Origin of the sequence: Escherichia ruysiae, from assembly GCF_031323975.1 — a bacterium.
Taxonomy (GTDB): domain Bacteria; phylum Pseudomonadota; class Gammaproteobacteria; order Enterobacterales; family Enterobacteriaceae; genus Escherichia; species Escherichia ruysiae.
This window is the reverse complement of the sequence record NZ_JAVIWS010000001.1, coordinates 2,335,175-2,358,818: the sequence shown is the minus strand read 5'-3', so window position 1 is coordinate 2,358,818 and position 23,644 is coordinate 2,335,175. Positions and strand designations below refer to the sequence as shown.

The following is a 23,644-nucleotide window of genomic DNA, read 5'->3' as shown; positions in this document are numbered from 1 at the left end:
AAACCCGGCAGCGGATTGTGCTAACTCCGACGGGAGCAAATCCGTGAAAGATTTATTAAAGTTTCTGAAAGCGCAGACTAAAACCGAAGAGTTTGATGCGATCAAAATTGCTCTGGCATCGCCAGACATGATCCGTTCATGGTCTTTCGGTGAAGTTAAAAAGCCGGAAACCATCAACTACCGTACGTTCAAACCTGAGCGTGACGGCCTTTTCTGCGCCCGTATCTTTGGGCCGGTAAAAGACTACGAGTGCCTGTGCGGTAAGTACAAGCGCCTGAAACACCGTGGCGTTATCTGTGAGAAGTGCGGCGTTGAAGTGACCCAGACCAAAGTACGCCGTGAGCGTATGGGCCACATCGAGCTGGCTTCTCCGACTGCGCACATCTGGTTCCTGAAATCTCTGCCGTCCCGTATCGGCCTGCTGCTCGATATGCCGCTGCGCGATATCGAACGCGTGCTGTACTTCGAATCCTATGTGGTAATCGAAGGCGGTATGACCAACCTGGAACGCCAGCAGATCCTGACTGAAGAGCAGTATCTGGACGCGCTGGAAGAGTTCGGTGACGAATTCGACGCGAAAATGGGTGCGGAAGCAATCCAGGCTCTGCTGAAGAGCATGGATCTGGAGCAAGAGTGCGAACAGCTGCGTGAAGAGCTGAACGAAACCAACTCCGAAACCAAGCGCAAGAAGCTGACCAAGCGTATCAAACTGCTGGAAGCGTTCGTTCAGTCTGGTAACAAGCCAGAGTGGATGATCCTGACCGTTCTGCCGGTACTGCCGCCAGATCTGCGTCCGCTGGTTCCGCTGGATGGTGGTCGTTTCGCGACTTCTGACCTGAACGATCTGTATCGTCGCGTCATTAACCGTAACAACCGTCTGAAACGCCTGCTGGATCTGGCTGCGCCGGATATCATCGTACGCAACGAAAAACGTATGCTGCAGGAAGCGGTAGACGCCCTGCTGGATAACGGTCGTCGCGGTCGTGCGATCACCGGTTCTAACAAGCGTCCTCTGAAATCTTTGGCCGACATGATCAAAGGTAAACAGGGTCGTTTCCGTCAGAACCTGCTCGGTAAGCGTGTTGACTACTCCGGTCGTTCTGTAATCACCGTAGGTCCATACCTGCGTCTGCATCAGTGCGGTCTGCCGAAGAAAATGGCGCTGGAGCTGTTCAAACCGTTCATCTACGGCAAGCTGGAACTGCGTGGTCTTGCTACCACCATTAAAGCTGCTAAGAAAATGGTTGAGCGCGAAGAAGCGGTCGTTTGGGATATCCTGGACGAAGTTATCCGCGAACACCCGGTACTGCTGAACCGTGCACCGACTCTGCACCGTCTGGGTATCCAGGCATTTGAACCGGTACTGATCGAAGGTAAAGCTATCCAGCTGCACCCGCTGGTTTGTGCGGCATATAACGCCGACTTCGATGGTGACCAGATGGCTGTTCACGTACCGCTGACGCTGGAAGCCCAGCTGGAAGCGCGTGCGCTGATGATGTCTACCAACAACATCCTGTCCCCGGCGAACGGCGAACCAATCATCGTTCCGTCTCAGGACGTTGTACTGGGTCTGTACTACATGACCCGTGACTGTGTTAACGCCAAAGGCGAAGGCATGGTGCTGACTGGCCCGAAAGAAGCTGAGCGTATTTATCGCGCTGGCTTGGCCTCTCTGCATGCGCGCGTTAAAGTGCGTATCACTGAATACGAAAAAGATGCTAACGGTGAATTAGTAGCGAAAACCAGCCTGAAGGACACGACCGTTGGCCGTGCCATTCTGTGGATGATTGTACCGAAAGGTCTGCCTTACTCCATCGTCAACCAGGCGCTGGGTAAAAAAGCAATCTCCAAAATGCTGAACACCTGCTACCGCATTCTCGGCCTGAAACCGACCGTTATTTTTGCGGACCAGATCATGTACACCGGCTTTGCATATGCAGCGCGTTCCGGTGCATCGGTTGGTATCGATGACATGGTCATCCCGGAGAAGAAACACGAAATCATCTCCGAGGCAGAAGCAGAAGTTGCTGAAATTCAGGAGCAGTTCCAGTCTGGTCTGGTAACTGCGGGCGAACGCTACAACAAAGTTATCGATATCTGGGCTGCGGCGAACGATCGTGTATCCAAAGCGATGATGGATAACCTGCAAACTGAAACCGTTATTAACCGTGACGGTCAGGAAGAGAAGCAGGTATCTTTCAACAGCATCTACATGATGGCCGACTCCGGTGCGCGTGGTTCTGCGGCACAGATTCGTCAGCTTGCTGGTATGCGTGGTCTGATGGCGAAGCCGGATGGCTCCATCATCGAAACGCCAATCACCGCGAACTTCCGTGAAGGCCTGAACGTACTCCAGTACTTCATCTCCACCCACGGTGCTCGTAAAGGTCTGGCGGATACCGCACTGAAAACTGCGAACTCCGGTTACCTGACTCGTCGTCTGGTTGACGTGGCGCAGGACCTGGTGGTTACTGAAGACGATTGTGGTACTCATGAAGGTATCATGATGACTCCGGTTATCGAGGGTGGCGATGTTAAAGAGCCGCTGCGCGATCGCGTACTGGGTCGTGTAACTGCAGAAGACGTTCTGAAGCCGGGTACTGCCGATATCCTCGTTCCGCGCAACACGCTGCTGCATGAACAGTGGTGTGACCTGCTGGAAGAGAACTCTGTCGACGCGGTTAAAGTACGTTCTGTTGTATCCTGTGACACCGACTTTGGTGTATGTGCGCACTGCTACGGTCGTGACCTGGCACGTGGCCACATCATCAACAAAGGTGAAGCAATCGGTGTTATCGCGGCACAGTCCATCGGTGAACCGGGTACACAGCTGACCATGCGTACGTTCCACATCGGTGGTGCGGCATCTCGTGCGGCTGCTGAATCCAGCATCCAGGTGAAAAACAAAGGTAGCATCAAGCTCAGCAACGTGAAGTCGGTTGTGAACTCCAGCGGTAAACTGGTTATCACTTCCCGTAACACCGAACTGAAACTGATCGACGAATTTGGTCGTACCAAAGAAAGCTACAAAGTGCCTTACGGTGCGGTACTGGCGAAAGGTGATGGCGAACAGGTTGCAGGCGGCGAAACCGTTGCAAACTGGGACCCGCACACCATGCCGGTTATCACTGAAGTAAGCGGTTTTGTTCGCTTCACCGATATGATTGACGGTCAGACCATTACTCGTCAGACCGACGAATTGACCGGTCTGTCTTCGCTGGTAGTTCTGGATTCCGCAGAACGTACCGCAGGTGGTAAAGATCTGCGTCCGGCACTGAAAATCGTTGATGCTCAGGGTAACGACGTTCTGATCCCTGGTACTGATATGCCTGCGCAGTACTTCCTGCCGGGTAAAGCGATTGTTCAGCTGGAAGATGGCGTACAGATCAGCTCTGGTGACACCCTGGCGCGTATTCCGCAGGAATCTGGCGGTACTAAGGACATCACCGGTGGTCTGCCGCGCGTTGCGGATCTGTTCGAAGCACGTCGTCCGAAAGAGCCGGCAATCCTGGCTGAAATCAGCGGTGTCGTTTCCTTCGGTAAAGAAACCAAAGGTAAACGTCGTCTGGTTATCACTCCGGTAGACGGCAGCGAACCTTACGAAGAGATGATTCCGAAATGGCGTCAGCTCAACGTGTTCGAAGGTGAACGTGTAGAACGTGGTGACGTCATTTCCGATGGTCCGGAAGCGCCGCACGACATTCTGCGTCTGCGTGGTGTTCATGCTGTGACTCGTTACATCGTTAACGAAGTACAGGACGTATACCGTCTGCAGGGCGTTAAGATTAACGATAAACACATCGAAGTTATCGTTCGTCAGATGCTGCGTAAAGCCACCATCGTTAACGCGGGTAGCTCCGACTTCCTGGAAGGCGAACAGGTTGAATACTCTCGCGTCAAGATCGCAAACCGCGAACTGGAAGCGAACGGCAAAGTGGGTGCAACTTATGCCCGCGATCTGCTGGGTATCACCAAAGCGTCTCTGGCAACCGAGTCGTTCATCTCTGCGGCATCGTTCCAGGAGACCACTCGCGTACTGACCGAAGCAGCTGTTGCGGGCAAACGCGATGAACTGCGCGGTCTGAAAGAGAACGTTATCGTGGGTCGTCTGATCCCGGCAGGTACGGGTTATGCGTATCACCAGGATCGTATGCGCCGCCGTGCTGCGGGTGAAGCTCCGGCTGCACCGCAGGTGACTGCAGAAGACGCGTCTGCCAGCCTGGCAGAACTGCTGAACGCAGGTCTGGGCGGTTCTGATAACGAGTAATCGTTAATCCGCAAATAATGTAAAAACCCGCTTCGGCGGGTTTTTTTATGGGGGTTATTCAGAGGGCAAAGCCTTCACGGGAAATATTAAGAAAGGCAGGGCGAAACGAGGAAGAAGCTTTTCGCCCTGGACAACATTCCTGCTGACGGTACTACCATAAAAAAACGCAACGCTTTCAACAACCTTCCGTTTTTCATCTTCCGTAGCAGCTCGGAATAAATTTACGTTCTTACATTCTGTCTCATGGCCTTTGCGAGGCGCGTCCCAGATAGTTGTCCCAGTCTTTCCATACCGGCTGCAAACCCTGAGCGATTAATGCGGCAGCAACCGTTTCAGGTCGGCGATCGTCGTGCGGTGAGAACTGTTCCAGCTCGGGGTGATTGTCGGCATAGCCACCTGGCTGCGTTTTCGAGAAGGCGCTGACGTTATTAATTGCCAGCGGAATAACGCGATCGCGAAACCACGGTGATTCCCGCGTGGAGAGTGAGAGTTCAATCTCCGGCGCAAGCAGACGGAAGGCGCAGATGGTTTGCACTAACTGGCGTTCATCCATAATCGACGCAGGCTCAATGCCGCCAGTACACGGACGCAGGCGCGGGAAGGAGACTGAATAACGACTTTGCCAGTAATGCTGTTGCAGCCACAGTAAATGCTCGGCAACCATATAGCAGTCAACGCGCCAGCTGTCAGAAAGGCCGATTAGCGCGCCGAGGCCTATCTTATCAATCCCCGCGCGACCCAGCCGATCCGGCGTTTCCAGTCGCCAGAAAAAGTCCTGTTTTTTACCTTTCAGATGATGGCGGGCATATGTCGCCTCGTGATACGTCTCCTGATAAACCATTACCCCATCGAGACCAAGTTGCTTTAACTCGGCGTATTCCGCTTCCGCCAGCGGCTGTACTTCCATCTGTAGTGAAGAGAACTGTTCACGCAGGGCAGGGAGATGACGACGAAAGTAATCCATTCCCACTTTTGCCTGATGTTCACCAGTGACCAGCAACAGATGCTCAAAGCCCATTTCCCGAATAGCGGCGCTTTCTCTGGCGATATCTGCTTCATCCAGCGTTTTGCGCTTGATGCGATTGCTCATGGAAAATCCACAGTACGTGCAGTCGTTAGCGCAAAGATTGGAAAGATAAAGCGGGACGTAGAAGCTGACGACGTTGCCAAATCGCTGACGAGTCAGACGCTGCGCCCGTTGAGCCAGTGGTTCCAGGTATTCACTGGCGGCTGGCGATAACAGCGCCATCATGTCGTCGCGGGTAAGTGGCGCTGTACTCAGCGCCCGCTCTACGTCAGCAGCCGTTTTGCTGTTGATACGCAGGCGGATGTCGTCCCAGTCCAGTTGCCGCCAGCGGTCGCTGAAGGTTTTCATGCCGATGCCTCCAGAAATCCGGTCAGTGGGCTGGTGGCATGAGCAAAATGACTGCGGCTGCCAGGTCCGGCCTGACGTGCCAGCAGGCCCGCTTCTACCGCCAGGCGAAATGCCTTCGCCATGGTGACGGGATCGTCCGCGACGGCAATTGCCGTATTCACTAACACCGCATCGGCGCCCATTTCCAGCGCCTGCGCGGCATGGCTTGGAACGCCGATGCCAGCATCAACGACTACCGGAACCGTGGCCTGCTGGATAATAATCTCCAGCATGGCGCGGGTTTCTAGCCCCTGATTAGAACCAATCGGTGCACCGAGCGGCATCACCGCTGCACAGCCCACTTCTTCCAGACGTTTGCACAACACCGGATCGGCACCGCAGTAAGGCAGCACGACAAATCCCTGTTGTACCAGCGTTTCGGCGGCTTTCAGGGTTTCGATGGGATCGGGCAACAACCAGCGGGCGTCAGGGTGAATCTCCAGCTTCAGCCAGTGTGTTCCTAACGCTTCACGTGCCAGATGGGCAGCGAAAATGGCTTCTTCCGCCGTTTTCGCCCCAGAAGTATTCGGTAGCAGTGTCACACCCGCCGCGATAAGCGGGGCGAGGATAGCGTCATTGTGTTGGCGCAAGTCGACGCGTTTCATTGCCAGCGTCACCACCTGGCTGCCGGAAGCGCGGATCGCCTCCACCATCAGTTGTGAAGAAGCGAATTTCCCGGTGCCGGTAAACAGATGTGAATCAAACGTTTTGTCCGCAATACGTAACATCTCAACCCCCTGCAATAACCTGAAAAAGCAGGATCTGGTCGCCATCCTGCACGATATGTTGTGCCCATTGCTCACGCGGGACGATTTGCTGATTAATCGCCAGAGCCGCGCCCGCTTGTCGTTGGTCGAGTTGCTCCAGCAGCTCGTGAACAGTTTGTCCGGTGGCACACTGCATCGGTTGATCGTTAAACAGAATCTGCATTGCGCCCTCCGCATACCAGACATCCGTTGGCGCGGCGCAACAACAGGCTGCGCCACTGGCTGGATTTACCGTCGAACAGTCGCAGTTCTCCTGTAGGCGTCTCTATACCGCTCAATAACTTAATCGCTTCCAGTGCCTGCAATGTCCCCATGACCCCGACCACCGGGCCAACCACGCCTGCCGTGCGGCAGTTGCGTTCTGGCTCCTGGTTATCTGGCCACAGGCAGCGGTAACACCCCTGCTCCCAGGGCGGCGTCAGTACCATCAACTGACCGCCAAATCCGACCGCGCTGGCGGTGATAAGTGGGGTGTTCAGTGCCACGCAGGCGGCATTAATCTCCTGGCGAGTCGCCATATTGTCGGTACAGTCGAGCACCACATCGGCTTGTGCAACCGTATCTTTTAACGCCTCACCCGTTAACCGTTGTTGTAGTGCTGTCAGTTGAATATCGGGATTCAACTGTGTCAGTCGCTGATGGCTGACCTGCGATTTCGGGCGATCGATATCTTCAGTGGTAAAGAGGATTTGTCGTTGCAGATTGCTTAAATGCACATCGTCGTCATCTGCCAGTACCAGCGTCCCGACGCCAGCGCCCGCCAGGTATAGCGCAGCAGGTGTACCCAGCCCGCCAAGACCGATAATCAGCACCTGGCTGTCGAGCAGTTTTTGCTGCCCGTCAAGAGCGATATCGTCGAGCAGGATTTGGCGGCTATAACGCATAAAATCACGGTCATTCATTGCCAACTCCTGCAATTTCCAGCAACTGTGCCGTTGCCAAATGCCAGTCTGCCGCCTGGGTAATGGCACTGACGATGGCGATACTGCCGACACCCGTCGCCATCACCGCAGGCGCGCGCGCCAGACTGATACCGCCAATCGCCACGGTGGGATAATCCACCAGACGCTCAATGTGCCGTGTCAACTGCTCTAGCCCCTGCGGTGCAGAAGGCATCTGTTTGGTTTGTGTCGGAAACACATGTCCCAGCGCGATATAAGAAGGTCGTGCTGCCAGCGCAACGTCGATTTCCATATCGTCATGGGTCGAAACGCCAAGCCGCAGACCAGCCGCGCGGATGGCGCTGAGATCGGTAGATTGCAAATCTTCCTGCCCCAGATGGACGCCATACGCCTGATGCTTGATCGCCAGCCGCCAGTAATCATTAATAAACAGCCGCGCGTTATAGCGGCGACCCAGCTCAATTGCCGCTACTACATCGGCTTCCACCTCTTCATCGCGCTGATCTTTGATGCGTAGCTGGAGGGTTCGCACGCCAGCGTCCAGCAGACGTTCGATCCACTGTACGCTGTCCACCACCGGGTACAGCCCTAAACGAAAAGGTACAGGAGGAAAATCAGGCTGATACATCACGCTTCCTCCTTACGCAGATAGATTTCTCCGCCTCTGGCGCGGAAATTCTCCGACATATCCGCCATTCCCACTTCAATGGTTTGCGCGGCGGCGTAATCACGTACTTCCTGGCTGATTTTCATCGAGCAGAATTTCGGCCCACACATGGAGCAAAAATGGGCGACTTTACCGGACTCTTGCGGCAGGGTTTCATCGTGGTAAGCGCGAGCGGTAAATGGGTCGAGAGCCAGATTAAACTGGTCTTCCCAACGAAATTCGAAGCGGGCTTTCGACATGGCGTTATCGCGAATTTGCGCGCCCGGATGCCCTTTTGCCAGGTCGGCTGCGTGGGCGGCAATCTTATAGGTGATAAGCCCTTGCTTAACGTCTTCTTTATTGGGCAGACCCAGGTGCTCTTTCGGCGTTACGTAACAGAGCATCGCGCAGCCAAACCAGCCGATCATCGCCGCGCCAATCCCCGATGTGAAGTGGTCATAGCCTGGTGCAATATCGGTGGTCAGCGGCCCGAGGGTATAGAACGGCGCTTCATGGCAGTGCTCTAACTCCTCGGTCATATTACGGCGGATCATCTGCATCGGCACATGCCCGGGGCCTTCAATCATCACCTGTACGTCATATTCCCAGGCGATTTTGGTCAGTTCGCCCAGCGTATGCAGCTCGGCAAACTGCGCTTCATCGTTGGCGTCCTGAATCGAACCGGGGCGCAGGCCGTCGCCCAGCGACAGCGAAACGTCATAAGCAGCGCAGATTTCACAAATTTCGCGGAAATGTTGATAAAGGAAATTTTCCTGATGATGGGAGAGGCACCATTTCGCCATAATCGAACCGCCGCGCGAGACGATACCGGTCAGGCGTTTCGCGGTCATCGGCACATAGCGCAGGAGAACGCCTGCATGAATCGTGAAATAATCCACGCCCTGTTCGGCCTGTTCCAGCAGCGTGTCGCGGAACGCTTCCCAGGTAAGATCTTCAGCGATCCCATTAACCTTCTCCAGTGCCTGGTAGATCGGCACAGTACCGATTGGCACCGGGCTGTTACGCAAAATCCATTCGCGGGTTTCGTGAATATAGCGACCGGTGGAAAGATCCATCACCGTATCCGCTCCCCAGCGCGTAGACCACACCAGCTTTTCCACTTCTTCTTCGATGGAAGAGGTGACCGCCGAGTTGCCGATATTGGCGTTAACTTTTACCAGGAAGTTGCGACCAATAATCATCGGCTCTGATTCAGGATGGTTGATGTTGGCGGGGATAATGGCGCGTCCGGCAGCGACTTCATCACGGACAAATTCCGCAGTGATATTTTCCGGCAGACGTGCGCCAAAGCTCATTCCCGGATGCTGGTGGCGCAAAACTTCGCTGCGGATGCGCTCGCGTCCCATATTCTCGCGAATGGCGATGAATTCCATCTCCGGTGTGATGATGCCTTGACGGGCGTAGTGCAATTGTGTGACGCGGTGGCCTGCTTTGGCGCGTTTTGGCGTTAATACGCCGCTAAAACGCAGCTCTTCGAGGCCATCATCTGCCAGCCGCGCTTTAGTGTAATCGGAACTGCGCACGGTAAGTTCTTCGCTATCGCCGCGTGCGTCGATCCACGGCTGACGCAGTTTTGCCAGCCCTTGCTGAACGTTAATGGCGATTTGCGGATCGCCATATGGGCCGGAGGTGTCATAAACCGGAATCGCTTCGTTTTCTTCGTACTGCGGCTGTTCTTTGCTGCCGCCGATTAGCGTCGGGCTAAGCTGGATCTCACGCATCGGCACGCGCACGCCGGGTTGTGTGCCAGTGATATAAATGCGTTTTGAGTTGGGAAAGGCGGTGCCTTCCAGGGTGTCGATAAAATGTTGCGCCCGGGCGCGTTGTTCGCGGCGGGTCAGTTTTATTGCAGACATAGCTCATTCCAAAAGTTAAGGACGTGGCTTGTCAGACGACGGATGAAGCAAGAGACGATCGCTGCAAAGGCGATACGGTAGCAGATTAACTCTTGTTCCCTTCGCAGGTATTAGCCTGATCAGGTTCCGCGGATCCCGAATGAACGGTCTCAGCCAGTTAAGGCACTCCGACAAGAAATTAGCCCCGAAAACGGGGCGTTGAATGTAAATTACGCGTTAACAGCGCAGAACTCAAGCAAGATGTTTGACGCGGGCGGCGTCAAGCACCAGCAGAATCAGCTTATCTTCCAGCACAAAGCGCGCTTCCAGCGCCTCGCCGATATCAGATAAAACTTGTTGAAATTCAAGGTAATTATCATGATCGATGGCGGTTTCCAGGCTGGAATCGTAGTAATCCATAATCTGTTGGGTATTGGCTTCGAGTTGCGGCCAAATCTTCGCGGCATGAGCGAGCTGCCCGTTGCCTTCCAGCTTATGAAGAATGCGCTCATAAATGCTGAAATGTCCGGCAGACAAGTAATCGACCAGACTCTGGCAAAAATCATCAAGGGCTTTTTCGTTTAGCCTCATGTACGATTCTTTGCCAGGCTTAATGCCAACCAGATTGTAGTAAGCCACGAGCAGATGCTTACGTACATGTAGCCAGCGATCAACCAGTTTGTTACTTCCTCTGACGTGCTCCGTCAGGTTATCGAGCTGGTTAAGCATGATTGACTCCGCAAGTTTGTATTCAAAAACTGCTCAGTGAGAAATGTAAAAACCATGTTAAACATGCCAGTGATGCAAAGGTAGTGCAAGAGCTATGGATCGTATAATTGAAAAATTAGATCACGGCTGGTGGGTCGTCAGTCATGAGCAAAAATTATGGTTGCCGAAGGGAGAATTGCCATATGGCGAAGCGGCAAATTTCGAGCTTGTGGGTCAGCGCGCACTACAAATCGGCGAATGGCAGGGAGAACCTGTTTGGCTAGTTCAACAGCAGCGTCGCCATGATATGGGCTCGGTGCGCCAGGTCATTGATCTGGACGTCGGGCTATTTCAACTAGCCGGACGCGGCGTGCAACTGGCGGAGTTTTACCGCTCGCATAAATACTGCGGGTATTGCGGGCATGAAATGTATCCGAGCAAAACAGAATGGGCGATGCTGTGCAGCCACTGCCGTGAGCGTTACTACCCGCAAATCGCCCCCTGCATTATTGTTGCCATCCGTCGTGATGATTCGATTCTGCTCGCTCAGCATACCCGCCATCGTAACGGTGTCCATACGGTACTTGCCGGATTCGTCGAAGTGGGCGAAACCCTCGAACAGGCGGTCGCGCGGGAAGTAATGGAAGAGAGTGGCATCAAAGTCAAAAACCTGCGTTACGTGACTTCTCAGCCGTGGCCATTTCCTCAGTCATTAATGACTGCGTTTATGGCGGACTATAAGAGCGGCGACATCGTGATTGATCCAAAAGAACTGCTGGAGGCGAACTGGTATCGTTACGACGATTTACCCTTACTGCCACCTCCTGGCACCGTGGCGCGCCGCCTGATAGAAGATACGGTGGCGATGTGTCGGGCAGAGTATGAGTGATGATACACTGACCGCCTGACGCACTAAGGAACAGCCAAAATGACCGAACTTAAAAACGATCGTTATCTGCGGGCGCTGCTGCGCCAGCCCGTTGATGTCACTCCAGTATGGATGATGCGCCAGGCGGGTCGCTATCTACCAGAATATAAAGCCACGCGTGCTCAGGCGGGCGATTTTATGTCGCTTTGCAAAAACGCCGAACTGGCGTGCGAAGTGACTTTGCAGCCGCTGCGTCGCTATCCGTTGGACGCGGCGATCCTCTTTTCCGATATCCTCACCGTTCCGGACGCGATGGGATTAGGGCTCTATTTTGAAGCCGGAGAAGGTCCTCGTTTTACCTCGCCAGTCACCTGCAAAGCTGACGTTGATAAACTGCCAATTCCGGATCCGGAAGATGAACTGGGTTACGTGATGAACGCGGTGCGTACCATTCGCCGCGAACTGAAAGGCGAAGTGCCGCTGATTGGTTTTTCCGGCAGTCCGTGGACGCTGGCGACCTACATGGTGGAAGGCGGCAGCAGCAAAGCCTTCACCGTGATCAAAAAAATGATGTATGCCGATCCGCAGGCGTTACACGCGTTACTCGATAAACTGGCGAAAAGCGTCACCCTGTATCTGAATGCGCAGATTAAAGCCGGTGCCCAGGCGGTGATGATTTTCGACACCTGGGGCGGCGTGCTTACCGGGCGCGATTATCAACAGTTCTCGCTCTATTACATGCATAAAATTGTTGATGGTTTATTGCGTGAAAACGACGGTCGCCGCGTGCCCGTCACGCTGTTTACCAAAGGTGGCGGACAGTGGCTGGAAGCCATGGCAGAAACCGGTTGCGATGCGCTGGGACTGGACTGGACAACCGACATCGCCGATGCGCGCCGCCGCGTGGGCAATAAAGTCGCATTGCAGGGCAATATGGACCCGTCGATGCTGTACGCGCCACCAGCCCGAATTGAAGAAGAAGTAGCGACTATACTTGCAGGTTTCGGTCACGGCGAAGGTCATGTCTTTAACCTTGGTCACGGCATTCACCAGGATGTGCCGCCAGAACATGCTGGCGTGTTTGTGGAGGCAGTGCATCGGTTATCTGAACAATATCACCGCTAAGGAGTAATTATGGATCTCGCGTCATTACGCGCTCAACAAATCGAACTGGCTTCTTCTGTGATCCGCGAGGATCGACTCGATAAAGATCCACCGGATCTGATCGCCGGAGCCGATGTCGGGTTTGAACAGGGTGGAGAAGTGACGCGAGCGGCGATGGTGCTGCTGAAATATCCCACTCTTGAGTTGGTGGAGTATAAAGTGGCACGCATTGCTACCACCATGCCTTACATCCCGGGGTTTCTCTCCTTCCGTGAATATCCTGCCCTGCTGGCAGCGTGGGAGATGCTGTCACAAAAGCCGGATTTAGTGTTTGTTGATGGTCATGGGATCTCGCATCCGCGCCGCCTGGGCGTTGCCAGCCATTTTGGCTTGTTAGTGGACGTACCGACCATTGGCGTGGCGAAAAAACGACTATGCGGTAAATTCGAACCGCTCTCCAGCGAACCGGGCGCGCTGGCGCCGCTGATGGATAAAGGTGAGCAGCTGGCTTGGGTCTGGCGCAGCAAAGCACGCTGCAACCCACTGTTTATCGCTACGGGTCATCGGGTCAGCGTGGATAGCGCGCTGGCGTGGGTACAACGCTGCATGAAAGGCTATCGTCTGCCAGAGCCAACGCGCTGGGCGGATGCCGTGGCCTCGGAACGTCTGGCATTTGTGCGCTATACAGCAAATCAGCCCTAATTCAGGTAAACTGCGGATAATTTCCGTATTTGAGAACTCAACATGTTACAAAACCCGATTCATCTGCGTCTGGAGCGCCTGGAAAGCTGGCAGCACGTCACTTTCATGGCTTGCTTATGCGAACGCATGTACCCCAATTACGCCATGTTTTGCCAGCAAACCGGTTTTGGCGATGGGCAAATTTACCGCCGTATTCTCGATCTCATTTGGGAAACACTGACCGTCAAAGACGCAAAAGTGAATTTCGACAGCCAACTGGAGAAATTTGAGGAAGCGATTCCTTCTGCGGACGATTTCGATCTGTACGGCGTTTATCCGGCAATTGATGCCTGCGTGGCGTTAAGTGAACTGGTTCATTCGCGTTTGAGTGGCGAAACGCTCGAACACGCGGTGGAAGTGAGTAAGACCTCCATCACTACCGTTGCGATGCTGGAAATGACTCAGGCTGGTCGCGAAATGAGCGATGAAGAGCTGAAAGAAAACCCAGCCGTTGAGCAAGAATGGGACATTCAGTGGGAAATATTCCGACTTTTAGCCGAGTGTGAAGAACGCGACATCGAGCTGATAAAAGGCCTTAGGGCAGACCTGCGTGAGGCGGGTGAGAGCAATATTGGTATAATTTTTCAGCAATAAGACCAGAAAACGTGAATTAACGCCTGATTTGTCGTACCTGGAGTCTTCCCTTTCGCCCCCCGTCTGGTCTACATTTGGGGGGCGAAAAAAAGTGGCTATCGGTGCGTGTATGCAGGAGAGTGCTATTCTGGCATTTCCGTCGCACTCGATGCTTAGCAAGCGATAAACACATTGTAAGGATAACTTATGAACAAGACTCAACTGATTGATGTAATTGCAGAGAAAGCAGAACTGTCCAAAACCCAGGCTAAAGCTGCTCTGGAGTCCACTCTGGCTGCAATTACTGAGTCTCTGAAAGAAGGCGATGCTGTACAACTGGTTGGTTTCGGAACCTTCAAAGTGAACCACCGCGCTGAGCGTACTGGCCGCAACCCGCAGACCGGTAAAGAAATCAAAATCGCCGCAGCTAACGTACCGGCATTTGTTTCTGGCAAGGCACTGAAAGACGCAGTTAAGTAAGATTGCGTGGCAGTGAACAGTTTTAACGAAGGGGTGGTTTCACCCCTTTTGTCTTTCTGGCGTCACTCATTGATGCTGGCAGGTGTACTGTTTCTCACTGCCTGTAGCCACAACTCTTCACTTCCTCCCTTTACTGCCAGTGGTTTTGCTGAAGACCAGGGCGCGGTACGTATCTGGCGAAAAGACAGCGGTGACAATGTGCATTTGCTTGCTGTGTTCAGCCCGTGGCGCAATGGCGATACCACGACGCGAGAGTATCGCTGGCAGGGCGATAATCTCACACTTATCAATATCAACGTCTACAGTAAACCGCCGGTGAACATTCGCGCGCGTTTTGACGATCGCGGCGACCTGAGCTTTATGCAACGTGAATCCGACGGGGAAAAGCAGCAGCTTTCTAACGACCAAATCGATTTATACCGTTATCGCGCTGACCAAATCCGCCAGATTAGCGATGCTTTACGCCAGGGGAGAGTGGTGCTGCGTCAGGGACGCTGGCATGAGATGGAACAGACCGTAACCACCTGCGAAGGGCAAACCATTAAACCTGATTTAGATTCGCAGGCGATAGCGCATATCGAGCGCCGCCAGAGCAGCTCTTCTGTTGATGTCAGCGTGGCATGGCTGGAAGCGCCCGAAGGTTCGCAATTACTGTTAGTGGCAAACTCTGATTTCTGTCGCTGGCAACCCAACGAGAAAACGTTCTGATTTACCAGTGACCCATACCCATATGACCGCCACCACCGCAGCCGCCGTAACCCATGCCCATTCCTGCACCGCGCGGAATACCCGCTTCAGCCATCGCGATATCCCGTTTTACCCGTAACTCATCTAACGACTGACGCAAAGTCTCCATCTCTTTGGCGACCGCATTAATTTTGCTGCTATCCGGTGGGTTAGCGGCTAACAGAGCGTTGTATTCATAACGCTTCGTCACCAGTTGCTGTTGCAGCGCGCTGCTTTGAGCATAAAAGTCATTATGGATTTTCTGCCACGCCGTCTGTTGTTCGCTGGTCAAAGGCGCGGAATTTTGCTGCCACATACCGTGTCCGCCGTGGGCAAATGCAGATGTTGATCCCATCGCCATTGCTGAAAGCGCCATCATCACCAGGGCAATTTTCGTGTTCCGTTTCATGGTTAATCCTCCAGTGGTTGTCTTACTTTGGGTATTGCATCTTCCGTGCCAACGACGAAACGCTGACGTGACGGGAAATCTGGCATGATAAGCGAGTAAAAATGACTCGCCTGATGTGGGTAGCGAGTCATTTTTACTCATTGAAACATAAGCGTTTGTGTTACAGCGCAGGGTAAACGCTGATCAAAGATGGCATGATTTCTGCTGTCAAAAAGGGATGAACAGGCAAAAAAGAAGAAGATGCGTTTTATGCAACGTTCTAAAGACTCCTTAGCCAAATGGTTAAGCGCCATCCTGCCCGTGGCCATTGTTGGGCTGGTGGGGCTGTTTGCGGTGACAGTGATTCGCGATTATGGGCGCGAGACTGCCGCCGCCAGACAAACGCTTCTGGAAAAAGGCAGTGTACTTATCCGTGCTCTCGAATCCGGCTCGCGCGTCGGCATGGGGATGCGCATGCATCATGCGCAGCAGCAGGCCTTACTGGAAGAAATGGCCGGACAGCCTGGAGTACGTTGGTTTGCGGTCACGGATGAACAAGGAATAATCGTGATGCATAGCAACTCCGGCATGGTGGGAAAACAGCTTTATTCCCCGCAGGAAATGCAGCAGTTACATCCGGGAGATGAAGAAGCGTGGCGGCGGATCGATAGCGCAGACGGCGAGCCTGTTCTGGAAATTTATCGCCAGTTTCAACCGATGTTTGCTGCTGGAATGCACCGGATGCGCCATATGCAGCAGTATGCCGCGACACCACAAGCAATTTTTATCGCTTTCGATGCCAGTAACATTGTGAGTGCTGAAGATCGTGAGCAGAGAAACACCCTTATTATCCTCTTCGCCCTGGCGACGGTGCTACTGGCAAGCGTGTTGTCATTCTTCTGGTATCGCCGGTATCTGCGCTCGCGCCAGCTGTTGCAGGATGAAATGAAGCGCAAAGAGAAGCTGGTGGCGCTGGGGCATCTGGCGGCAGGTGTTGCCCATGAAATTCGCAATCCGCTTTCCTCAATTAAAGGGCTGGCGAAATATTTTGCCGAACGAGCACCAGAGGGTGGGGAAGCGCATCAACTGGCGCAGGTGATGGCGAAAGAGGCCGACCGTTTAAACCGCGTGGTCAGCGAGTTACTGGAACTGGTTAAGCCAACGCATCTGGCTTTGCAGGCGGTGGATCTCAACACCCTGATTAACCACTCATTACAGTTGGTAAGCCAGGATGCAAACAGCCGGGAAATTCAGTTGCGCTTTACCGCCAACGACACATTGCCGCAAATTCAGGCCGATCCGGATCGGCTGACCCAGGTTCTGTTGAATCTCTATCTCAATGCTATTCAGGCGATTGGTCAGCATGGGGTGATTAGCGTGGCGGCCAGCGAAAGCGGCACGGGCGTGAAAATCAGCGTTACCGACAACGGTAAGGGAATTGCGGCGGATCAGCTTGAAGCCATCTTCACTCCGTACTTCACCACCAAAGCCGAAGGCACCGGACTGGGGTTGGCGGTCGTGCATAATATTGTTGAACAACACGGTGGTACAATTCAGGTCGCAAGCCAGGAGGGGAAAGGCGCAACGTTCACTCTATGGCTTCCGGTCAATATTACGCGTAAGGACCCACAAGGATGACGCACGATAATATCGATATTCTGGTGGTGGATGATGACATTAGCCACTGCACCATCTTGCAGGCATTGCTGCGCGGTTGGGGCTATAACGTCGCGCTGGCGAACAGCGGGCAACAGGCGCTGGCACAGGTGCGGGAACAGGTTTTTGATCTTGTGCTTTGCGATGTGCGAATGGCGGAGATGGACGGCATCGCCACGTTGAAAGAGATCAAAGCGTTAAATCCGGCGATTCCGGTACTGATTATGACCGCTTACTCCAGCGTCGAGACGGCGGTAGAAGCACTGAAGACCGGGGCACTGGATTATCTCATTAAGCCGCTGGATTTCGATAACTTGCAGGCGACGCTGGAAAAGGCGCTCGCGCATACGCAGATTCTCGCTTCTGAAACGCCTGCGGTGTCTGCCAGCCAGTTTGGTATGGTCGGTAAAAGCCCGGCGATGCAACACCTGCTCAGTGAAATCGCCCTCGTCGCGCCATCGGAAGCCACGGTGCTGATCCACGGCGATTCCGGCACCGGTAAAGAGCTGGTCGCCAGGGCGATTCACGCCAGTAGCGCACGTAGCGAAAAACCGCTGGTAACGCTCAACTGCGCGGCACTCAACGAATCCTTACTGGAATCTGAATTGTTCGGTCACGAAAAAGGGGCGTTTACCGGCGCCGACAAACGGCGGGAAGGGCGCTTTGTTGAGGCAGACGGCGGCACGTTGTTTCTCGATGAAATTGGCGATATCTCGCCGATGATGCAGGTTCGTCTGCTGCGTGCGATTCAGGAGCGTGAAGTTCAGCGTGTCGGCAGCAACCAGACTATTTCGGTTGATGTTCGGCTGATTGCCGCGACCCATCGCGATCTTGCCGCTGAGGTAAAGGCCGGGCGTTTTCGCCAGGATCTCTACTATCGCCTGAACGTGGTGGCAATTGAAGTGCCGTCGCTGCGGCGACGGCGGGAAGATATTCCCCTGCTAGCTAACCATTTTCTTCAGCGATTTGCCGAACGCAATCGCAAGGCGGTAAAAGGCTTTACGCCCCAGGCGATGGATCTGCTGATTCACTACGACTGGCCGGGAAATATTCGCGAACTGGAAAACGCGGTAGAACGAGCGGTGGTGCTGCTGACCGGGGAATATATTTCCGAACGCGAGCTGCCGCTGGCGATTGCCAGTACGCCGATTCCGTTGGCGCAAAGTCAGGATATTCAGCCGCTGGTGGAAGTGGAAAAAGAAGTGATTCTGGCGGCACTGGAGAAAACGGGCGGCAACAAAACCGAAGCCGCCCGTCAGTTAGGGATCACGCGCAAAACGCTATTGGCAAAACTGTCGCGTTAGTTCTGCTCGCGTTCGATAGCGCGCCAGCCGATATCTTTCCGGCAGAAGCAGTCATCCCAGTGGATATCAGTCATTAAGTCATAGGCGCGTTTCTGCGCTTCTGCCACGGTATGACCCAGCGCGGTGACGCACAGTACGCGCCCGCCGCTGGTCACCACCTGCTCGTCATCTGCCAGTTTTGTGCCCGCGTGGAACACTTTGCCGCCTTCGACTTCTTCCAGGGGCAGGCCGTGGATCACATCGCCAGTGCGATAATCGCCCGGATATCCACCCGCAGCCATCACCACGCCGAGAGAAGCGCGTTCATCCCACTCGGATGTTTTCTCGTCCAGCTTGCCTTCACAGGCGGCCAGGCAGAGTTCAACCAGATCGGACTTCATGCGCAGCATAATCGGCTGGGTTTCTGGATCGCCAAAGCGGCAGTTAAATTCGATAACCTTTGGATTGCCCTGTTTGTCGATCATCAAACCTGCATAGAGAAAACCGGTGTAGGTGTTTCCTTCCGCCGCCATGCCTTTCACGGTTGGCCAGATGATACGTTCCATCGTGCGCTGATGAACTTCATCGGTTACTACCGGCGCTGGAGAGTAAGCGCCCATTCCGCCGGTGTTCGGCCCGGTATCTTTATCGCCTACGCGTTTGTGATCCTGGCTGGTGGCCATCGGCAGCACATGCTCGCCGTCCACCATCACGATAAAGCTCGCTTCTTCGCCGTCGAGGAACTCTTCGATAACAATGCGATGACCCGCGTCGCCAAAGGCGTTGCCCGCCAGCATATCGTGAACAGCCGCTTCGGCTTCTTCCAGCGTCATCGCGACGATAACGCCTTTCCCGGCAGCCAGACCGTCAGCTTTAATGACGATTGGCGCGCCTTTCTCACGCAGATACGCCAGCGCAGGTTCTACCTCGGTGAAGTTCTGGTATTCCGCCGTAGGGATCTTATGGCGAGCCAGGAAATCCTTGGTAAACGCTTTCGACCCTTCCAGTTGCGCGGCACCTGCCGTCGGGCCGAAGATCTTCAGCCCAGCGGCGCGGAAGGTATCGACCACGCCTTTCACCAGCGGCGCTTCCGGGCCGACGATGGTCAGATCTACCTTTTCGTTTTGCGCGAAATCCAGCAGTGCCGGGATATCGGTCACGCCGATAGCGACGTTTTGCAGCGCAGGTTCCAGTGCCGTTCCCGCATTACCTGGTGCGACAAATACTCTCTCAACCAGCGGTGATTGCGCCGCTTTCCAGGCCAGCGCGTGTTCGCGCCCGCCGTTACCAATCACTAATACTTTCATCTATTGCTCCATTAATGGCGGAAGTGGCGCATGTCGGTGAAGAGCATCGCAATACCGTGTTCATCGGCAGCGGCAATCACTTCGTCATCACGGATAGAACCGCCGGGCTGGATTACGCAGGTCACGCCCGCAGCGGCGGCGGCATCAATACCGTCGCGGAACGGGAAGAATGCATCAGAAGCCATAGAGGAACCTTTCACTTCCAGGCCTTCATCGGCAGCTTTAATGCCGGCGATTTTTGCGGAGTACACGCGGCTCATCTGGCCTGCGCCAATCCCGATGGTCATATTGTTTTTGGCATAAACGATGGCATTGGATTTCACAAACTTCGCCACTTTCCAGCAGAACAGCGCATCACGCAGTTCCTGCTCGGTCGGCTGACGTTTGGTGACGACGCGCAGTTCTTCTGCACCGACCATGCCCAGATCGCGATCCTGAACCAGCAGACCGCCGTTCACGCGTTTGAAATCAAGACCCGGAATACGTTCGCCCCACTGACCACAGGTCAGGACGCGAACGTTCTGTTTGGCGGCGGTGATTTTCAGGGCTTCTTCGCTGGCGGACGGCGCAATAATCACTTCGACAAACTGACGAGAAATGATGGCCTGTGCTGTTTCAGCATCCAGCTCGCGGTTAAAGGCAATGATGCCGCCGAATGCGGAGGTCGGGTCGGTTTTGTACGCGCGATCGTAAGCATCAAGAATGGAATTGCCGATAGCCACGCCGCAAGGGTTGGCGTGCTTCACAATGACACATGCCGGCTCGGCGAACTCTTTCACGCACTCCAGCGCCGCATCAGTATCGGCGATGTTGTTATAAGAGAGGGCTTTACCCTGAACCTGGGTTGCGGTGGCAACGGAGGCTTCTTTCACATTCTCTTCTATATAGAAGGCAGCCTGCTGGTGGCTGTTCTCGCCGTAACGCATATCCTGCTTCTTAATGAAGTTCAGGTTCAAAGTGCGCGGGAAGCGACCGGCAGCTTCTTTGCTTTCACCGTGGTAAGCCGGAACCATGCTGCCGAAGTAGTTGGCAATCATGCTGTCGTAGGCGGCGGTGTGTTCGAAGGCTTTGATTGCGAGGTCGAAACGGGTTGCAAGCAGAAGCGAACCTTCGTTGGCATCCATCTCTTTAATAATGGCGTCGTAGTCGCTGCTCTTCACCACGATTGCGACATCTTTATGGTTCTTCGCTGCGGAGCGCACCATCGTTGGGCCGCCGATATCGATGTTCTCAACCGCATCTTCCAGCGAGCAGCCTTCACGAGCCACGGTCTGGGCGAACGGATACAGGTTAACAACCACCATATCGATAGGCTGGATCTGATGTTCTTCCATAATGGCATCGTCCTGGCCGCGACGGCCCAGAATGCCACCATGTACTTTCGGATGCAGAGTCTTCACACGTCCATCCATCATCTCCGGGAAACCGGTGTAATCGGAAACTTCGGTCACCGGCAGACCCTTTTCTGCTAACAGTCGGGCAGTGCCTCCTGTAGATAGCAGTTCCACACCGCGTGCGGAAAGTGCCTGAGCGAATTCGACGATACCGGCTTTGTCAGAAACACTGAGCAGAGCGCGGCGGACTGGACGACGTTGTTGCATGGTAAATCCCCTGGATTTGACTATTACAGAGAGCGTTAGCTGAATTTTTCGCGAAAAACTCAGCTAACGCCCCTAACGGGGCATCTTTATTTTTCGCCCGCATTGTAACGAAAACGTTTGCGCAACGCTCGCGAATTTTTTTGTTTCGATGGTGAGCAGCATTTCGATTGTGGTTAGCAGGTCAGGAATACAGAAATAACGCTTATGATTGTGGATAACTCTGTGCGTAAAAAGGTATAAATAGGGGTTTTGCTGGGGAATGCAGCAGTCAGTCATTTTTTTGCAATTTTTCTATTGCGGCCTCAGGAGAACTCCCTATAATGCGCCTCCATCGACACGGCGGATGTGAATCACTTCACACAAATAGCCGGTTCGGTTGAAGAGATAAAATCCTGAAATTCAGGGTTGACTCTGAAAGAGGAAAGCGTAATATACGCCACCTCGCGACAGTGAGCTGAAAGCCGCGTCGCAACTGCTCTTTAACAATTTATCAGACAATCTGTGTGGGCACTCGAAGATACGGATTCTTAACGTCGCAAGACGATAAATGAATACCAAGTCTCAAGAGTGAACACGTAATTCATTACGAAGTTTAATTCTTTGAGCATCAAACTTTTAAATTGAAGAGTTTGATCATGGCTCAGATTGAACGCTGGCGGCAGGCCTAACACATGCAAGTCGAACGGTAACAGGAAGAAGCTTGCTTCTTTGCTGACGAGTGGCGGACGGGTGAGTAATGTCTGGGAAACTGCCTGATGGAGGGGGATAACTACTGGAAACGGTAGCTAATACCGCATAACGTCGCAAGACCAAAGAGGGGGACCTTCGGGCCTCTTGCCATCGGATGTGCCCAGATGGGATTAGCTAGTAGGTGGGGTAACGGCTCACCTAGGCGACGATCCCTAGCTGGTCTGAGAGGATGACCAGCCACACTGGAACTGAGACACGGTCCAGACTCCTACGGGAGGCAGCAGTGGGGAATATTGCACAATGGGCGCAAGCCTGATGCAGCCATGCCGCGTGTATGAAGAAGGCCTTCGGGTTGTAAAGTACTTTCAGCGGGGAGGAAGGGAGTAAAGTTAATACCTTTGCTCATTGACGTTACCCGCAGAAGAAGCACCGGCTAACTCCGTGCCAGCAGCCGCGGTAATACGGAGGGTGCAAGCGTTAATCGGAATTACTGGGCGTAAAGCGCACGCAGGCGGTCTGTTAAGTCAGATGTGAAATCCCCGGGCTCAACCTGGGAACTGCATCTGATACTGGCAGGCTTGAGTCTCGTAGAGGGGGGTAGAATTCCAGGTGTAGCGGTGAAATGCGTAGAGATCTGGAGGAATACCGGTGGCGAAGGCGGCCCCCTGGACGAAGACTGACGCTCAGGTGCGAAAGCGTGGGGAGCAAACAGGATTAGATACCCTGGTAGTCCACGCCGTAAACGATGTCGACTTGGAGGTTGTGCCCTTGAGGCGTGGCTTCCGGAGCTAACGCGTTAAGTCGACCGCCTGGGGAGTACGGCCGCAAGGTTAAAACTCAAATGAATTGACGGGGGCCCGCACAAGCGGTGGAGCATGTGGTTTAATTCGATGCAACGCGAAGAACCTTACCTGGTCTTGACATCCACAGAACTTTCCAGAGATGGATTGGTGCCTTCGGGAACTGTGAGACAGGTGCTGCATGGCTGTCGTCAGCTCGTGTTGTGAAATGTTGGGTTAAGTCCCGCAACGAGCGCAACCCTTATCCTTTGTTGCCAGCGGTCCGGCCGGGAACTCAAAGGAGACTGCCAGTGATAAACTGGAGGAAGGTGGGGATGACGTCAAGTCATCATGGCCCTTACGACCAGGGCTACACACGTGCTACAATGGCGCATACAAAGAGAAGCGACCTCGCGAGAGCAAGCGGACCTCATAAAGTGCGTCGTAGTCCGGATTGGAGTCTGCAACTCGACTCCATGAAGTCGGAATCGCTAGTAATCGTGGATCAGAATGCCACGGTGAATACGTTCCCGGGCCTTGTACACACCGCCCGTCACACCATGGGAGTGGGTTGCAAAAGAAGTAGGTAGCTTAACCTTCGGGAGGGCGCTTACCACTTTGTGATTCATGACTGGGGTGAAGTCGTAACAAGGTAACCGTAGGGGAACCTGCGGTTGGATCACCTCCTTACCTTAAAGAAGCGTTCTTTGAAGTGCTCACACAGATTGTCTGATAGAAAGTGAAAAGCAAGGCGTCTTGCGAAGCAGACTGATACGTCCCCTTCGTCTAGAGGCCCAGGACACCGCCCTTTCACGGCGGTAACAGGGGTTCGAATCCCCTAGGGGACGCCACTTGCTGGTTTGTGAGTGAAAGTCACCTGCCTTAATA

Annotated in this window: 20 protein-coding genes, 1 tRNA gene, 1 rRNA gene and 1 riboswitch; of the genes, 11 read left to right on the top strand and 11 right to left on the bottom strand. The window is 54.0% G+C overall.

Features of this window, described 5'->3' with window-relative positions; genetic code table 11:
* The first annotated feature begins 43 nt into the window (after window positions 1-43).
* The gene (gene rpoC / locus RGV86_RS11505; protein ID WP_000653937.1) at window positions 44-4,267 is read left to right on the top strand and encodes a DNA-directed RNA polymerase subunit beta'; all 4,224 of its coding nucleotides are present in this window, start codon (window positions 44-46) and stop codon (window positions 4,265-4,267) included.
* Window positions 4,268-4,508: 241 nt separating this feature from the next.
* On the opposite strand, the gene thiH is transcribed toward rpoC, so the two are convergent.
* The 7 genes from thiH to RGV86_RS11470 form a co-directional block, all read right to left on the bottom strand.
* Window positions 4,509-5,642: a 2-iminoacetate synthase ThiH gene (gene thiH, locus RGV86_RS11500; protein ID WP_000847481.1), complete on the bottom strand. Its 1,134-nt coding sequence runs from the start codon at window positions 5,640-5,642 to the stop codon at window positions 4,509-4,511.
* On the bottom strand, window positions 5,639-6,409 hold the full coding sequence (thiG, locus tag RGV86_RS11495) for a thiazole synthase (protein WP_085461514.1): 771 nt from the start codon (window positions 6,407-6,409) through the stop codon (window positions 5,639-5,641). The genes thiH and thiG overlap by 4 nt, the downstream gene beginning before the upstream one ends.
* A gap of 1 nt (window position 6,410) precedes the next feature.
* Window positions 6,411-6,611, bottom strand: a complete 201-nt coding sequence (thiS, locus tag RGV86_RS11490) for a sulfur carrier protein ThiS (RefSeq protein WP_085461515.1) — start codon at window positions 6,609-6,611, stop codon at window positions 6,411-6,413.
* A complete protein-coding gene (gene thiF, locus RGV86_RS11485) occupies window positions 6,595-7,350 on the bottom strand; it encodes a thiazole biosynthesis adenylyltransferase ThiF (RefSeq protein ID WP_085461516.1) in 756 nt (251 codons plus the stop codon). The genes thiS and thiF overlap by 17 nt, the downstream gene beginning before the upstream one ends.
* Entirely contained in the window at window positions 7,343-7,978 is a 636-nt protein-coding gene (gene thiE, locus RGV86_RS11480; protein WP_085461517.1) for a thiamine phosphate synthase, read from the bottom strand. The genes thiF and thiE overlap by 8 nt, the downstream gene beginning before the upstream one ends.
* Window positions 7,978-9,873 (bottom strand): phosphomethylpyrimidine synthase ThiC, encoded by a 1,896-nt coding sequence (gene thiC / locus RGV86_RS11475; protein WP_085461518.1) that lies wholly within the window; start codon window positions 9,871-9,873, stop codon window positions 7,978-7,980. The genes thiE and thiC overlap by 1 nt, the downstream gene beginning before the upstream one ends.
* A gap of 79 nt (window positions 9,874-9,952) precedes the next feature.
* A riboswitch (TPP riboswitch) is annotated at window positions 9,953-10,053 on the bottom strand.
* A gap of 51 nt (window positions 10,054-10,104) precedes the next feature.
* Window positions 10,105-10,581 (bottom strand): Rsd/AlgQ family anti-sigma factor, encoded by a 477-nt coding sequence (locus tag RGV86_RS11470; protein ID WP_000934290.1) that lies wholly within the window; start codon window positions 10,579-10,581, stop codon window positions 10,105-10,107.
* A gap of 94 nt (window positions 10,582-10,675) precedes the next feature.
* On the opposite strand from RGV86_RS11470, the gene nudC reads away from it, so the two are divergent.
* The 6 genes from nudC to RGV86_RS11440 all read left to right on the top strand — a co-directional run bounded on the left by nudC (window position 10,676) and on the right by RGV86_RS11440 (window position 15,034).
* The gene (nudC, locus tag RGV86_RS11465; RefSeq protein WP_085461519.1) at window positions 10,676-11,449 is read left to right on the top strand and encodes an NAD(+) diphosphatase; all 774 of its coding nucleotides are present in this window, start codon (window positions 10,676-10,678) and stop codon (window positions 11,447-11,449) included.
* A gap of 39 nt (window positions 11,450-11,488) precedes the next feature.
* On the top strand, window positions 11,489-12,553 hold the full coding sequence (gene hemE / locus RGV86_RS11460; RefSeq protein ID WP_000137657.1) for a uroporphyrinogen decarboxylase: 1,065 nt from the start codon (window positions 11,489-11,491) through the stop codon (window positions 12,551-12,553).
* Window positions 12,554-12,562: 9 nt separating this feature from the next.
* Window positions 12,563-13,234 carry a deoxyribonuclease V gene (nfi, locus tag RGV86_RS11455; protein WP_085461520.1) on the top strand — a complete coding sequence of 224 codons (672 nt, stop codon included), beginning with the start codon at window positions 12,563-12,565 and terminating at the stop codon, window positions 13,232-13,234.
* A 42-nt stretch (window positions 13,235-13,276) separates the two neighbouring features.
* The gene (locus RGV86_RS11450; RefSeq protein WP_000940106.1) at window positions 13,277-13,867 is read left to right on the top strand and encodes a YjaG family protein; all 591 of its coding nucleotides are present in this window, start codon (window positions 13,277-13,279) and stop codon (window positions 13,865-13,867) included.
* A gap of 186 nt (window positions 13,868-14,053) precedes the next feature.
* Window positions 14,054-14,326 (top strand): nucleoid-associated protein HU-alpha, encoded by a 273-nt coding sequence (hupA, locus tag RGV86_RS11445; protein WP_001044513.1) that lies wholly within the window; start codon window positions 14,054-14,056, stop codon window positions 14,324-14,326.
* Between the two features lie 12 nt (window positions 14,327-14,338).
* A complete protein-coding gene (locus RGV86_RS11440) occupies window positions 14,339-15,034 on the top strand; it encodes a DUF1481 domain-containing protein (protein ID WP_038809070.1) in 696 nt (231 codons plus the stop codon).
* 1 nt (window position 15,035) lies between these two features.
* Here RGV86_RS11440 and zraP read toward each other — a convergent pair whose 3' ends face one another.
* Window positions 15,036-15,461, bottom strand: a complete 426-nt coding sequence (zraP, locus tag RGV86_RS11435) for a zinc resistance sensor/chaperone ZraP (RefSeq protein WP_010348290.1) — start codon at window positions 15,459-15,461, stop codon at window positions 15,036-15,038.
* Between the two features lie 2 nt (window positions 15,462-15,463).
* Window positions 15,464-15,592, bottom strand: a complete 129-nt coding sequence (locus tag RGV86_RS11430; protein ID WP_071987976.1) for a hypothetical protein — start codon at window positions 15,590-15,592, stop codon at window positions 15,464-15,466.
* A gap of 109 nt (window positions 15,593-15,701) precedes the next feature.
* On the opposite strand from RGV86_RS11430, the gene zraS reads away from it, so the two are divergent.
* Together zraS and zraR are read left to right on the top strand one after the other, a co-directional pair.
* Entirely contained in the window at window positions 15,702-17,078 is a 1,377-nt protein-coding gene (gene zraS / locus RGV86_RS11425; protein ID WP_085461521.1) for a two-component system sensor histidine kinase ZraS, read from the top strand.
* Window positions 17,075-18,400 (top strand): sigma-54-dependent response regulator transcription factor ZraR, encoded by a 1,326-nt coding sequence (zraR, locus tag RGV86_RS11420; protein WP_032226620.1) that lies wholly within the window; start codon window positions 17,075-17,077, stop codon window positions 18,398-18,400. The genes zraS and zraR overlap by 4 nt, the downstream gene beginning before the upstream one ends.
* Here the strand turns inward: zraR and purD are convergent.
* Together purD and purH are read right to left on the bottom strand one after the other, a co-directional pair.
* Window positions 18,397-19,686, bottom strand: a complete 1,290-nt coding sequence (gene purD, locus RGV86_RS11415) for a phosphoribosylamine--glycine ligase (RefSeq protein WP_032226618.1) — start codon at window positions 19,684-19,686, stop codon at window positions 18,397-18,399. The two genes, zraR and purD, sit on opposite strands and share 4 nt — an antisense overlap.
* Before the next feature lie 11 nt (window positions 19,687-19,697).
* Window positions 19,698-21,287: a bifunctional phosphoribosylaminoimidazolecarboxamide formyltransferase/IMP cyclohydrolase gene (purH, locus tag RGV86_RS11410; RefSeq protein WP_001187545.1), complete on the bottom strand. Its 1,590-nt coding sequence runs from the start codon at window positions 21,285-21,287 to the stop codon at window positions 19,698-19,700.
* A gap of 617 nt (window positions 21,288-21,904) precedes the next feature.
* Between purH and RGV86_RS11405 the strand changes: the two genes are divergently transcribed.
* Window positions 21,905-23,446, top strand: a 16S ribosomal RNA gene (locus RGV86_RS11405).
* 85 nt (window positions 23,447-23,531) lie between these two features.
* A tRNA-Glu gene (locus tag RGV86_RS11400) sits at window positions 23,532-23,607 on the top strand.
* The last annotated feature ends 37 nt before the right edge of the window (window positions 23,608-23,644 follow it).